Here is a 14,004-nt window from a genome sequence, read left to right as displayed (position 1 = left end):
CGGAACTATGGCACCCTGGCGCCCGGCTGGTGCTGGTCCAACAGCCGGGCGCAGCGGATGAAGCCCAGGTGCGAGTACGCCTGCGGGTGGTTTCCGAGGTGTGTCTCCGTGCCGGGATCGTACTCCTCGGGCAGCAGTCCGGTAGGCCCGAACAGGTTAACCAGCTGGTCGAAAAGGTCCCAGGCCTCCTCGATCCTGCCCACCGCAACGTACGCCTCAATGAGCCACGTAGTGCAGATGTGGAAGCCGCCCTCCAGGCCCGGCAGGCCGTCGTCGTACCTGTACCGGAAGACGGTTGGTCCCACCCGGAGTTCACGTTCCACGGCCGTGACGGTGTCCAGGAAGCGCTGGTCGTGAACGTCCAGCAGGCCGGACAGCCCGATGTGCAGGACGGCGGCATCAAGGTCGGGGCTGTCATAAGCCACCGTGTAGGACTGCGCGGAGTCATCCCATCCCTCGCGCAGGACCTCCTCCCGGATAGTCCGCGCCGTGGGCTCCCATGACGCTTCCGGCACCCTGCCGTGCCGCGCGGCAGTGCGGAGTGCCCGGTCCAGCGTGGCCCAGCACATCACCTTGGTGTAGACGTGGTGGCGCGGCGGCCGGCGGGCTTCCCAGATGCCGTGATCGGGTTCATGCCAGCGGGCCAGCACGGCGGACGCCATCTGCACCATCAGCTCCCAGTGCTCGTCCTCGAGCATCCCGGTCCGTTCGCCGAGCGCCTGGATGAGCTCCGCAATCGGGCCGAAAACATCAAGCTGGACCTGGTGGTCGGCGGCGTTTCCGATCCGGACGGGTCGCGAACCGGCGTATCCGGGAAGGCTGTCGACGACGGCCTCCGTGGACAACGGCGCCCCCGTGACGGAATACAGCGGATGCAGCCATTCCGGGCCGGGCGCGTGCTCAAGGATCCGCCCCAGCCAGCTCAGGAACCCGGCTGCCTCCGCGGTGGAGCCCAGGTCCACCAGTGCGTTCACCGTCATGGAGCCGTCCCGCAGCCAGCAGTACCGGTAATCCCAGTTCCTTGTTCCGCCAATTCCTTCGGGCAGGGAGGTGGTGGGCGCGGCCAGCACGGCGCCGGTAGGCTCGTGCACCAGGGCACGGAGCACCAGCGCTGAGCGGCGGACCAGCGACGGCTTTACGGAGGGCAACTCCAGTTCCTGCACCCAGCGGCGGGAAAGATGCGCGACGCCGGCCCGCCGGTCCGTCTCCCCGCCAGGATCGGCCGCCTCAGGTTCGGTGTCGCCGCAGCGCAGGTTCAGGACCACAGGACCGTCCTGCAGGTTTACCGATGCGGTGGCTGTGGCATGGCGGCCGTCCGAGGTGATGGTGAAGCTGACACCCGGGGCAAAAAGGATGATGGGGTCGGACGTGCCCACCACATGCAGCTCTTCGCCGCGGGCTTCCATGCTGAACGGGGCGTTGGCATAGTCCGGCCGCGGTGCGAAAACAATTTTGGCGGCGCCGCTTCCGGACAGCACCCGGACCAGGCTGGTGATGCCCTCCGGTGCCGGCTCCAGGTAGTCCGTCACGGTCACGTCGGCCCACCGGGTCTCCACGATCATGGTGCTGTCCACGTAGCGCTGGCCCAGCACCTGCGAGCTCTTGACCGGCTCCACGGAGAAGTGCCCTGCGGCATCCCCGCCCAGGATGTGGGCGAACAGCGATCCGGAATCCGGCAGCGGGTGGCTCATCCAGCAGATCTTGGCATCCGGCGTGAGCAACGCTGTGGAGGCTCCATTACCGATCATTGAATGCCGTTCGAGCCCCACCGCATCCTCGCCGAAGAGCCAGGCACGCCGCAGTTCAAAGAGGATCGCCAGGACGCGGGCAAAGGACTCCGGGTCCCGCAGCCGGTGGCTGGCACGGGTGTCCCCCGGGCCCACGCGCAGCCCCATGTCCGGGCCGCGGAGCGTGGCGATGGCCAGCTCGTCGCTGTAGGCGTCCCCGGCGTACAACGCCGCGCTGGCGCCGAGCCGGGACCGGAGGGTTTCCAGCGCCTCGGCCTTGGACGGTTCCACCACCGAGAGGTCCAGCACGGAGCCGTCCACAATGAAAAACATCCCGTTGGCCCGGGCGATTTCCCGCGCCGTTTCCGTCACGGCCTCCACCACGTCCGGCGTGGCTGGCCGGGTATGTACGGAAACGGCCACGGGCTTGCGCTCGATCCAGATGCCCTCCTGGAAGCCCACTGCCTCGGACAGGTCCGTGCTGACCTTCTGGAGGGTGGCTTCAGTGGCCAGGGTCTGGACGTGGGCGAACTCCATGTCCGACTCGGCGCCGTGCGATCCAATCAAATGCACTTCCGCGGGCAGCCGGGACACTGCGGCGAGGTCCCGCAGCGAGCGCCCGGAGATGACTGCGGCGTGCGTGTTGGGCAAGGCGGCCAGGGCGCGGAGCGCGATTGCAGCGCTGCCCAGCGGCAAAGTTTCGGTGGAGATGCCCTCCGCGTCGCACAGTGTCCCGCCGTAGTTGCAGGCCACCAGCAGCCCGGGAACGCGGGCCAGGACCTTGAGCTCCGTCAGCAGGCTGGGCGTGAACCCCTCGTCCGCGGCATCCGACTGAACGAACGCCCGGAGCAGGCCCAGCGGAAGTGATCTGGTCAGCAGGGCGGAATCCGCCACACTCTGGTTCAACGGAGTAGGCATGCGTAACCCTTCGAGCAGACCCGGCCCGGAAAAGCAGCCGCTGGATTACCTGGCGGACTTCCTGGTGGTGCCCCTCCCTGGAAGTCCGGATGGAATTCCAGAGGGGGCAATTGTCATTCTTCGCCGTTGCGGTTTCCCCCGAAAGTCCCTTTGATTGCAACTGTGTAAAGTTGCGGGACCGCCCCGGCAAACGTGGGTCCGCACGTCACGCCGGGCAGCTTTTGCGACCACGACGGCGGCTCCGGCCGCGTGTTTCCGGGGAACCCGCCGTCGTGCTTACCCAAAAACGTGCCGGGCGTGACGCCCGCCGAAGGACTGGAGGCGGGGCGCCGGCGGAGGGCCTAGACCCGGGCCAGGCCGGCAGCCTGTGCCAGCAACTCCACGGAGCGGATCCGCGCTTCGGTGCCGGTGCTCTGGTGCGCAACGATCAGCTCATCGGCGTCGGCGTGCTTGCCAAACTCATCCAGGTATTCGATGACCGCGTCCGGGGTGCCGACCGCTGAGTACGTCATCATCTGCGAGACATGCTGGCCCTGCGGTGAATCCAGGATCATGTCCGCCTCGTCGTCGGTGAATTCGCGTCCGCCGCCAAAGAACAGGGACACACGGGCACGCTTGGTGGCCTGGAAAGTCGCCTGCGCCTCGGCGGCTGTATCCGCGGCGATGACGTTGACGCCGGCGATCACGTGCGGTGCGTCCAACTGGGCCGACGGCTTGAATTCCCGGCGGTAAACAGCCACGGCGTCCTGGAGGGCGTTCGGCGCGAAGTGCGAGGCGAATGCGTACGGCAGGCCCAGCTGGGCAGCCAGCCGTGCACCGAACAGGGACGAGCCCAGGATGTACAGCGGCACGTTTGTCCCCTTGCCCGGGGTGGCTTCCACGCCCTGGACCCGGGTGGGGCCGGTGAGGTAGCCCTGCAGCTCCAGGACGTCCTGGGGGAAGCTGTCGGCGGACATCGGGTCCCGCCGCAGTGCGCGCATGGTGTTCTGGTCGCTGCCCGGGGCGCGGCCCAGGCCAAGGTCTATCCGCCCTGGGTGCAGCGTCTCCAGGGTGCCGAACTGCTCGGCGATGGTCAGCGGCGAGTGGTTGGGGAGCATGATGCCGCCGGCACCCAGCCTGATGCTCTTGGTGTGAGCTGCCACGTGGGCGATCAGCACGCTGGTGGCCGACGACGCAATGGAGGACATGTTGTGGTGCTCTGCATACCAGATCCGGCGGTATCCCAGTTCCTCCGCCCGTAGCGCCATGGCCACGCTGCCCGCGAAACTCTCCGCCGCCGTCTGGCCCCTGCCGATGGTTGCCAGATCGAGAATGGAGAGGGGAAGAGTCACGTCAGTGCCGGCCTTTCGATGCGTTGCGTAGGGTGCGCCGGCCGGGTGGCGACGGGCACACTGTGGACAACGACGGCGGCGCCCGGGATATTTCAGCTGGCGGCGGTGGGGTGGCCCACACTATCCGTCCGCCACGCGGCGTTTGAACGGCAGGTGGGGGGCGCAGCAGGGGCCCGGCTGGCGGCCGGGCCCCTGCTGTTTGGTCCTACTTCAGTTTGAAGTTGGCGCTGATGGAACTGCCGTCGGACGCCGTCATGGTGAGGCGGTAGCAGGTACCCGCACCGGCGGGCGTCTTCCAGTTGTAGACGAACTGGCCGGCCGTTGCGTCGTAGCGGAGCGACGTGCTGCCGGTTGCAGTTGTTTCTATTTCGTCGGTGGGCACAACCGGCGAGCAGGAGATCTTGGCCATGGTGAACGACATCTTGCTCGTGTCGATGATCTCCGTCGTGCCAGCGAACACTTCGAACTTCGCCGGCACGGTGCTGCCGCCCTTGACGGTGTTCAGCACGCCGTTCATGTCCACCGGCTGGTAGAAGCCCTTCAGGGTCCAGGCCTTCACTGTGTACTCATGAGTTGTGGTTGCTGTGTTGCCTGCCTTGTCGGTGGCGGTGGCGGTCAGACTGTGGGTGCCCACCGTGGTTTCGTAGCCGCTGACGGTACAGCTACCAGCGAGCCCGGAAAGACTGTCCCATGCCACGCAGTCCGGTGCGGCGGGGGTGGATCCGTAGTAGCTGTCGGCCGGCAGTGAGGCGAAGTTGACCGTCGGAGGAGTTTTGTCGATCTTGAAGCTCGCTGCAGCCGCGCCGGCTGGCGTGACGTTGCCCGCGACGTCTTCAAACTCGGGGCTCCCAACGACGACGGCCGCTCCCTCACCGTCTGAGGTGGAGGTCTTGGTGGCAGAAGCCGGGCCTGACGTTGCATCGGCACCGATGAATGTGGCCACCACGTTGCTCCGGTACCAGCCGTCCGTGCCTTCTGTGCCGGCCGCTGAGGTGTAGGAGACCTCCGGCGCTGTCTTGTCGATCTTAAACGTTTGGGAAGCGGCACCGGCCGCGGTGGTGTTGCCGGCGACGTCCGCAAATTCAGGACTCGCGACCGTAATGGCAGGTCCTTCTCCGCTGGAGCTCACCGCCTGAGTGTTCGAGACGGGACCCGACGTTTCGTCCGTAGCCGTGAACCAGGCGAGGACGTCCGATACGTACCAGCCGTCGTTGCCCACGGTGCCTGTTGCACCCGTGTAACCGACTGTCGGTGCCGTTCCGTCCTTCATGATGGACACTGTGACCGGACCGGCGCTCCCGGCGCTGCTGGTGGCTGAACAGGAGTAGTCACCGGGCAACTGGTCGGTAGAGACAAGAGTGTCATCGCAGCCGTCTAGCTGGAGCGTGCTGGGTGAGTCTGGTTCGGTAACGGTCCAGGTCAGCTGGACAGAGTTCCGGTACCAGCCTGCCAACCCATCCGGTGTGGCGGGGCTGAGTGTGTAGCTGATCTTCGGCGCGGTGGCATCGACGATGTTGTAGGTCACCGAGCTCGATGCCGTCAGGCCGCCGCCGTCCGTGTAATCGCAGCTGGCTTCCTGAGAACCGACGCCCGTGGCTTCGTCGGGCCCCGTGATGGCGCTGAGCAGGGGTGGGAAGGAGCTGGCCCCGTCTTCGGCATCGATCACGTTACAGACCGCCGCGGGAACAGATCCCTTGGCGTAGGAGGCGCCAGCTTCGACATCGCTGATGCTCAGAACCGGCGCGGTGTTTGCAGGAGCCGGGGCAACGACGTTCACGGTGAACGTCGCCGGCGCGAGATTGAAGGAATTGCCGGTGTTATTGCTGAGGATTGTTGCAGTCACTGTGGCCGATCCGGCGGCAAGCGGCGTGACGGCGAGAGGTTGAGTGAAGCCGCAGGATGTAAACGTAGTTTCGGCCGGAAACACACTGGCCACCGCCGGGTTGCTGGATGCCAGGGCGAGCCTCAGGATGGTCTGTCCCTGAAGGTTGCAGCCGTTTTTTCCGTCTCCGTCGGTTGTGGACAACGCCAGCGTGGTGGCGCCATTCGGCCCTCCCACATTCAGGGGCATGACCTCGGCAACCGAGTCGATGGTCCCGTCGAGATTGTTGTAAATATCGTCCGCGTAAACCACCCCGGCACTGGCCAGGAGGAGGCTCCCGGCGGCCACAGCTGCCGCCGTCCTGAAGCCTGCGGGGCGGAGCGATCTCGTCCCCGGGCCGGGGCCCTGGATTGCCGCTGAATACTTCATGAAATGGCCTCCCTCATCCACGGTGCGGCCAGTCCCGGACGCACTGTAATCCCACCGTAGGGATCGCCCCCGTCCCGCACACGCGTAATCCACACCCGTCTTTCCGGCCCGAGTACTCGTTTTCCCGGAGGTAGCCCGGTGCACTACTCGGTTTGCCCGGGCGGGACCGCCAAACACGTGCTGAGTACACCTAAGGTGCTATGCCGTCCTCCTTCGCGGGCCATCGCCACCGCCTGGCACGGCGGCCCGTGTGGTGCGAACACAGGCTGATCCGGAGACGATAAAGTCGCTGGCACTCACCGGGAATCTCCCGCGGCCGCCGCTAAGCTAGCGGCATGGCCAACAAAACCACCGCAGAGAAACTCGCCACCATCCAGAAGGGCTACACCCTGGAAGGCGCCACCATCGAGCTCGGGGCCGCAATCATCGACGGCGAAGTCCACACGGAGGCCCCGGTCCGGTTGCCGCTGGCCATGATGAACCGCCATGGGCTGGTGGCCGGCGCCACGGGCACGGGCAAGACAGTCACCCTCCACATGATGGCGGAGCAGCTGTCCACCGCTGGCGTGCCGGTGTTCCTGGCGGACATCAAAGGCGACCTCTCAGGCCTGGCCACGGCCGCTGCCGGCAGCGAGAAACTCACCGCACGCACCGGGAGCATTGGCCAGGAGTGGGCCGGCAAAACGTTCCCTGTGGAATTCCTGGCCCTGGGTGGCGACGGCAACGGCGTGCCTGTCCGTGCCACGGTCACCTCATTTGGCCCCATCCTGCTGTCCAGGGTGATGGAGCTCAACGACACCCAGGAGTCCAGCCTGCAGCTGGTCTTCCACTTCGCGGACAAGAACAACCTGGAACTCATCGACCTGAAGGACCTTCGCTCGGTCATCCAGTTCCTGACGTCGGCCGAGGGCAAGGACGAACTGGCTGAGCTGGGCGGCCTGTCCAAAGCCACGGCCGGCGTCATCCTGCGGGAGTTGGTAAACCTGGAAGCGCAGGGGCTGGAACGGTTCTTCGGCGAGCCGGAATTCGACACCGCTGAACTGCTCCGCACGGCGCCGGACGGCCGCGGCGTGATCACCTGCCTGGAGTTGCCAACGCTCCAGACCAAACCGATGCTGTTCTCCACGTTCCTGATGTGGCTGCTCGCCGACCTGTTCGAGGACCTCCCGGAGGCAGGCGACCTGGACAAGCCCAAACTGGTGTTCTTCCTGGACGAAGCCCACTTGCTGTTCAACGATGCATCCAAGGCGTTCCTGGACGCCATCACCACCACGGTCCGGCTCATCCGTTCCAAGGGCGTGGGCATCTTCTTCGTCACGCAGACGCCCAAGGACGTGCCGGCGGACGTCCTCGGGCAGCTCTCCAACCGTGTCCAGCACGCCCTGCGCGCCTTTACCCCGGAGGATGCCAAGGCGCTCAAGGCCACGGTGTCCACGTTCCCTGTCAGCGACTACAACCTCGAGGAAACACTGACCTCCGCAGGGATCGGCGAAGCCGTCATCACGGTCATGAACGAGAAGGGTGCCCCCACACCGGTGGCACACACCCGGCTGCGTGCGCCTGAGTCCGTCATGGGTCCCAGCTCGGACGACCTGGTCAAAAGCACGGTGGCCGGCTCCGCGCTGCTAGCCAAGTACGGCACGGCCGTGGACAACGTCTCCGCCTACGAAAAGCTCACCGGCAAGGCTGCCGCCCCCACGGGCGCGGCGGCACCGGGCGAACCACCGGTTCCAGGCGGATCCCCCTCGCCGGGCGGATCCAGGAGCCAGGACGACGTCGACGCCGAGGCTCGCAGGATCGAGGAAGAGATCCTGGGCCGGCCCAGCAGCCGCCCCGCGCCGGCTCCATCACCGGCTCAGGACAGCGTTGATGCCGGGCGGGACCAGCGGGCACCCCGCGCACCGAAACAGTCTGCCCCGGCCGGCGGCGACATGGTGGGGGACCTCGCCGGAGCCCTCGGCGGGGCGCTGGGCGGAGGACTGAAGAGCATGGTCCGTTCCATGGGAACCCAGCTTGGCCGCGAACTGCTCCGAGGCGTGTTCGGCACGTCGTCCCGGCGCCGCCGCTAGGCAGGACCCGGCGGTGTTCCGCGACCTGGGGTGCCGCCGTCGGGCGTTGGGAATGCGGCCGTTCCGCGTCATGCAGGGGTGCCCCGGCACCGGAAATCGGCGGGCTTGCAGGTAACGTGGGGGACGTGCAGATGAGTCAAGCGTTGGTGAGGATCGCGGCCGGATGGCTGTTGGGCCTCATGCTCGCCGTGGCCGGGGCCATCGTCGCGGTGAACGTGGTGAACAATACGGTGGCCAGTCCGCAGCAGCCCGTGCGTGAGTATCTTGACGCGCTCCACAGCGGGGACGGCGGCAAGGCACTGGGCCTGTTGCGCGCCACCGTCCCGCAGGCCAACGCCGCCATGCTCGACGGAACCGCCCTGCAGACAGCAGCCTCGCGGCTTGCCAACGTCAATATCGGCGAAGCCGAAGAACGTCCCCGGAACCAGGTGATGGTCCCGATGGAATACACCATCGACGGCAGCCGGCTGCGCACCGAATTCATGCTGGAAAAGACCGGCACCGAATGGCTGTTCTTCAACACCTGGGCCTTTGTCCCCTCGCGGCTTCCCACCGTGGACATCACGGTAGTGAATGCCAGCGAGGCCACCGTCAACGGTGTGCCGGTCAACATGCCCAACGGCCGCAACTCCTTTGCCGTCTTCTACCCCGGGGAGTACGAGGCGTCGCTGAACGGCGAGTACTTCTCCGCCCCGCCCACCCGTGCCACTGTCACAGCCGGCGGCGTCCCGGTCGCTCCGCTTAACCTGCTGACCCAGGCTACGGAGGATCTCCAGGAGGATGTCGGGGCGAAGGTCAAGGAGTTCCTGGACACGTGCGCCGCTGAGGCCCAGAAGCAGCAGAAACTCCAGCCCGACTGCCCCTTCTACTACGCCAGCAACAACACGGTGTACGACGGCACCATCAAATGGAAAATCACCGAGTACCCGGAGATCTCCATCGAACCCTTCGGCGGCCGCTGGGTGGTGGCACCACTCGACGGCAAGGCCCGGGTGGAAGCCGTCCAGCAGAACTCCTTCACGGGCGCCAACTTCCCGCTCAATGAAGAAGTGGACTTCAGCTTCACCACCCGTTTGGACGTCGCAGGCGACACCATCAAGGTAACCCCGCTCCTGAGCTACTAGGCGGCTACCGGCGCCTCGCCAGGACCTCCAGTACCTGCGCCACCATGTCCGCCGGCAGGTCCACGTATCCCACCCGGTCCACGTACACCTGCGTTACGACCTTGATGCCCGCCTGCCTGGAGGACGTCCTGGCGAGCGTCTCCAGAAGGGATTCAGCACCTCGGTCCACCCATCGCAGGACCTCCCGGGCAGGTCCGTTCCGCTTTCCCGGAAGCCTGCTGGGGGCCGCTCCGCCGCACAGCTCCGGGGCTTTCGGGAGGTCCATAGCCGGGGCCCGGACATGGACGGGGAACGCAAAAGGCTGCCTCCCGTGACGCCAAGTCCGGGGAGGCAGCCTTTTCAGCTAACGCACGACGGCGGCGCTCAGTCCATGCCGCGCAGGTCCAGGACCAGCTCAGTGTCGCCGTCGTCCTGCATCAGCACGGGAATCCCCCAGTCCTGCTGGTACAGGTGGCAGGCTGCGTGGTCCGGGATCTCGCCGTCCTCGGTCTCGGGTCCGTCGCAGGCCGCAGCGCGGGCCGTAATGTGAAGCACGCCTTCGGGGATGTCAGCGGAGAGCTCCAGCGTCCGGAGCAGTCCCACCGAGGTTCCGCCGCCGGACACCAAAAGTTCGGGCGGCGTGGAGGAGATCTTGAGCTGGGTGGGGTCGCCCCAGCGGTCATCCAGCTTCTGCCCCGTGGGGGCAGTGAAACGGACCGTGAGCTCCAGGGGGCCGGGGGCCACAGGGCTCTTGGGCCGGTGGGTCTGGGACGCACCTTCGTCCACCTGCTGGGCTTCCTTGGGGATCGGCACGTATACCAGCTGGTGCTTGTTGGCCTCCACCACGACCAACAGCGGCTCGGAGCCGGCTGACTGTGTGTGATCCACAATCACGTCCGACGGTTCGAGCAGCCCGCGCGCCAGCGTGGACACCGTTCCCGTGGTGGGGTCGTAGCGGCGAACCGCGCCGTTGTAGGTGTCGGCGATGGCCACGGAGCCGTCCGGCAGGACCGTAACGCCCAGTGGGTGCTGCAGGCGGGCCTCGGCGGCGGGCCCGTCGCGGAAGCCGAAGTCGAACAGCCCCTTCCCGACGGCGGACTCCACGGTGAGGGTGCCGTCGTCGTCAATCACGAGCTTACGGAGGGCGGACGTTTCAGAGTCGGCCACCCAGATGTTGCCGGCCGCGTCTTCCGCAAGGCCGGACGGCTGGGCGAACCAGGCCTCGTGGGCGGAACCATCCAGCAGGCCCTCCAGCCCGTTGCCGGCGGCAATGGCGACGGCGCCGGTCAGCGGGTCGAAGCTGAAGATCTGGTGGGTGCCGGCCATCGCGATCACCACGGCGTTGAGCTTCCTGGACCACACAAGATCCCACGGCGAGCTCAGGGAGACCTCAAGCGGGTGCTCGCTCAGGCGGCCAGTGAACCCGGCGGCGTCCTCGTCAACGCGGGCAGGGCCCGTTTCCAGAAGCCGCTGGACGCCACTGCCCACGAGGGTGGAGGCCTTTCCATCCTGCAGCGACAGACCGCGCAGCCGGTGGTTGACGGAGTCAGCAATAACGACGTCGTAGCCCACCTTCCCAGCCACGTCCTCCGGCAGCAGCACCAGGCCCTGGGGCTCGTTGAACTGGGCGGTGGCCGCGTCACCGGCGGCAGGGCCGTCAGCGTAGCCCTTGATGCCGGAGCCGTAAGTGCCCAGGACGGTGTGGAAGTCGGTGCCCAGCTCCACAAGGCGGTGGTGGCCCGTATCGGTGACCAGCCACGAACCATGTGTTGCGGCACCTGCGGCAGTGCCGGCGTCGGACGTTTCATCCAAGGCGGATGCGCCGCGTCCGGCAGGCAGGTAGAGCGCCTTGCCGGGGAAGTGCAGCGTGCCCGACGTGGGCTCGGGCGCCACGTACGGGCCTGAGCCGCGGTGCAGCGTGCCCTTGGCCTCGTGGGCGGCGATCAGTTCCGGGATCAGCACCGCCAGGCCGTCGGCGTGGCCTTCACCGGAGAGGTGCGCCACGATGTACCCCTCGGGGTCGATGACCACCAGGGTGGGCCAGGCGCGTGCGGTGTAGGCCTTCCAGGTGTCCAGTTCGGGGTCGTCCAGGACGGGGTGGTGGATCTCGTAGCGCTCAACGGCGGCGGCCAGCGCCACAGGGTCTGCCTCGTGTTCGAACTTGGGTGAGTGGACGCCCACGGTGACCAGGACGTCGGAGTACTGTTCCTCAAGGGGCCGTAGCTCGTCCAGGACGTGCAGGCAGTTGATGCAGCAGAAGGTCCAGAAGTCCAGGAGCACGATCTTGCCGCGCAGGGCTTCCAGGTCCAGCGACTTGCCACCGGTGTTCAGCCAGTTGCGGCCCACCAGTTCGGAGGCGCGGACCCGGAGGTGGGTGCGTACGGTTTCGCTCATCAGCGTCCTTCCAGCTTGTTTCGTTCAGCCAGCTTGGCGTCGCGTTCAGCCAATTTGGCAAACATATCGTTGTAAGCGGTCAGATCGGCGTCGTTATTCCTGTCTGCCGCGCGGTCCACGCGTTTGGTTTCACGCGCGTCGGACCGGGACCACATCACGGCGACGCCGATTGCCACCAGCAGGGTGGGCACCTCTCCGATGCCCCAGGCCACAGCGCCACCCATCTGCTGGTCCAGCAGAGCAGATGGACCCCAGGCCCGGCCGAGGTTGCCGAAGTAATCAGCCGCCAGCAGGTTGGTGCCGCCCATGATGGCCACGCCGAAGAAAGCGTGAAACCCCATGGTGGCCAGGAGGAGCACCAGCCGCATGGGGTACGGTGCCCGGCGCGGAAGGGGGTCCGAGCCGATCATGCTCAGGATGAAGATGTATCCCGTGAGCAGGAAGTGCAGGATCATCAGCTCGTGGCCCACGTGCTCGCGCATGGCGAAGCCGAACAAGTCCGAATAGTAGAACAGGACGATGGAGCCGGCGAAGTTGCCGGCCGCGAAAATGGGGTGGGTCACGAGCTGCGAGAATTTGGAGTGCACAAACACCAGCAGCCATTCGCGCAGGCCGCGGGAGCCGTCGCCGCGGGCCGGCAGGGCGCGGAGCGCCAAGGTCGCCGGTGCACCGAGTACCAGGAAGATGGGTGCCACCATGGTCAGGGCCATGTGGTCCACCATGTGCGCGGAGAAGAGGACACGGCCGTAAACAGCTGGCGGACCGGACGTGATGTACGTCAACACCAGCAGTCCGATGACCCAGTTCACTGTGCGGAACCACTGCCACTTGTCTCCACGCCGCAGCACCTTCGCCACGCCCAGCAGGTATGAGACCAGCCCGAAGAGGGCGACGGCGATCCACAGCCAATCCAGGCGCCACTCCGTCAGCCAGCGCTCAGGCGTCAGCTCGGGGGGCAGCTCGTAGCCGGTAAGGATGAATGCGGGCGAGGCGTCGGGGGCAAAGGTGGTGGGCTGCGGGGGTGCGGAACGGCTCAATGCCACGGCCACGCCCGAGGTGGCACCCATGATGAGGAGTTCCGCCACCACCAACTGCCACAGGACGCGACGGGATGAGAGCCCTGACCCCTTGCGGCCCAGCTGCGGGATGACCCACTGCCGGTGCATAAATCCGATGCCGCCCAGGACCAGGGTGGCGGCGGTCTTCGCCAGGATCAGCTGGCCGTAGGCGGAGCCGAAGAGGTCACCCCAGTTGGTAATGCGGATGCTGGCGTTGATGACACCGGACGCAAAGACCAGGATGAATGCAAAGCCGGCGAGGGACGAGAACCTGCGAAGTGTTGGTTCGGTGATGTCGGCTGCGGTGCCAGGTTTTGACGCGGTCAGGGTCCCGGAAAGCACGGCCAGGATGATGATGCCGCCCACCCAGGCACTGACGCCGACGAGGTGGAGGCCCAGGGAATTGATGGCGCCTTCGTGATCCGAGGAGCTGGACGAGTGCCCAATCAGCGCGGCAGGCACCAGGCCGACGAGCGCCAGGACCAGGGTGAGCGCGAGGCCTCCCAGTGACCTCACTCCGAACAGCGCCGTGGTGACAACGGCAGCGATGATGGTGACGGCGAGCCACGCCCGCCCGGTCTCGATGTCCGTCATGAAGTAGACCAGCGCCTGGGTGAACTCGGCGTCCCCGGAAATGCCCTGGCCGGCGACATCTGAGTACGTGAACACCAGGACGGCGATGGCAGACAGGGTCCAGGCTGCGCCGGCGGCCGCCGCGGCCGCCAAAGCCCTGGCGAAGGCCGGATGTTCCGGACCGTCGTCGTCCCTGGACCGCCGGGACGTACTCCGGGGCAGGATGCCGACGGCGAAGATCAGCCCGCCCACTACCGTCGCCAGCGAGACGTTGTGGATGGCTTTGCTGATGGGAAGCCCCCAGCGGACCAGCGCGCCCGGGTCCGAGACGGCACGTGCTGCAGCCGCCCCGGAAAACAGGAGCGCCGCAGTCAGGCCCAGGAGCAGTGCTGCGAGCCCCGCGAACTGCCACGGCCGCGAAATTCCCAAGGCACCGGCCAGCAGTCCGGAGGCTCCCGTGTGGGGTGCTGGCCGGGGTGCGGTGGGACGGGATTTTGCTGCGGAAGGCACCTATCCATTGTCCGCTACACGTGCCGAGGCGGCGAATCGGCTTAAAGCAGTGGAGCGGCAACCACAAGGT

8 protein-coding genes are annotated in these 14,004 nt (G+C 66.7%); 2 read left to right on the top strand and 6 right to left on the bottom strand.

Features of this window, described 5'->3' with window-relative positions:
• Nucleotides 1-5: 5 nt before the first annotated feature.
• The 3 genes from AU175_RS12110 to AU175_RS12100 form a co-directional block, all read right to left on the bottom strand.
• Nucleotides 6-2,645, bottom strand: a complete 2,640-nt coding sequence (locus tag AU175_RS12110) for a trehalase-like domain-containing protein (protein ID WP_066289104.1) — start codon at nt 2,643-2,645, stop codon at nt 6-8.
• Nucleotides 2,646-2,986: 341 nt separating this feature from the next.
• Nucleotides 2,987-3,976, bottom strand: a complete 990-nt coding sequence (locus tag AU175_RS12105) for an LLM class flavin-dependent oxidoreductase (protein WP_066289102.1) — start codon at nt 3,974-3,976, stop codon at nt 2,987-2,989.
• A gap of 205 nt (nt 3,977-4,181) precedes the next feature.
• Nucleotides 4,182-6,227: a PxKF domain-containing protein gene (locus tag AU175_RS12100; RefSeq protein WP_156642288.1), complete on the bottom strand. Its 2,046-nt coding sequence runs from the start codon at nt 6,225-6,227 to the stop codon at nt 4,182-4,184.
• Nucleotides 6,228-6,562: 335 nt separating this feature from the next.
• Between AU175_RS12100 and AU175_RS12095 the strand changes: the two genes are divergently transcribed.
• Both AU175_RS12095 and AU175_RS12090 read left to right on the top strand, forming a co-directional pair.
• A complete protein-coding gene (locus AU175_RS12095; RefSeq protein WP_066289098.1) occupies nt 6,563-8,296 on the top strand; it encodes a helicase HerA-like domain-containing protein in 1,734 nt (577 codons plus the stop codon).
• 131 nt (nt 8,297-8,427) lie between these two features.
• Entirely contained in the window at nt 8,428-9,420 is a 993-nt protein-coding gene (locus AU175_RS12090) for a hypothetical protein (RefSeq protein ID WP_197497087.1), read from the top strand.
• 4 nt (nt 9,421-9,424) lie between these two features.
• Here AU175_RS12090 and AU175_RS12085 read toward each other — a convergent pair whose 3' ends face one another.
• The 3 genes from AU175_RS12085 to AU175_RS12075 all read right to left on the bottom strand — a co-directional run bounded on the left by AU175_RS12085 (nt 9,425) and on the right by AU175_RS12075 (nt 13,934).
• Nucleotides 9,425-9,685, bottom strand: coding sequence for a hypothetical protein (locus AU175_RS12085; protein ID WP_066289091.1), 261 nt, complete (start codon nt 9,683-9,685; stop codon nt 9,425-9,427).
• A gap of 98 nt (nt 9,686-9,783) precedes the next feature.
• Nucleotides 9,784-11,793, bottom strand: coding sequence for an NHL domain-containing thioredoxin family protein (locus AU175_RS12080; protein WP_066289090.1), 2,010 nt, complete (start codon nt 11,791-11,793; stop codon nt 9,784-9,786).
• On the bottom strand, nt 11,793-13,934 hold the full coding sequence (locus AU175_RS12075) for a cytochrome c oxidase assembly protein (protein ID WP_066289086.1): 2,142 nt from the start codon (nt 13,932-13,934) through the stop codon (nt 11,793-11,795). Before AU175_RS12075 ends, AU175_RS12080 begins: the two co-directional genes overlap by 1 nt.
• Between the last annotated feature and the right edge of the window lie 70 nt (nt 13,935-14,004).

It is taken from the genome of Arthrobacter sp. B6 (assembly GCF_001663775.1).
GTDB lineage: Bacteria > Actinomycetota > Actinomycetes > Actinomycetales > Micrococcaceae > Arthrobacter.
The sequence above is the reverse complement of the archived record's forward strand: the minus strand, read 5'-3'. Positions and strand labels throughout refer to the sequence as shown.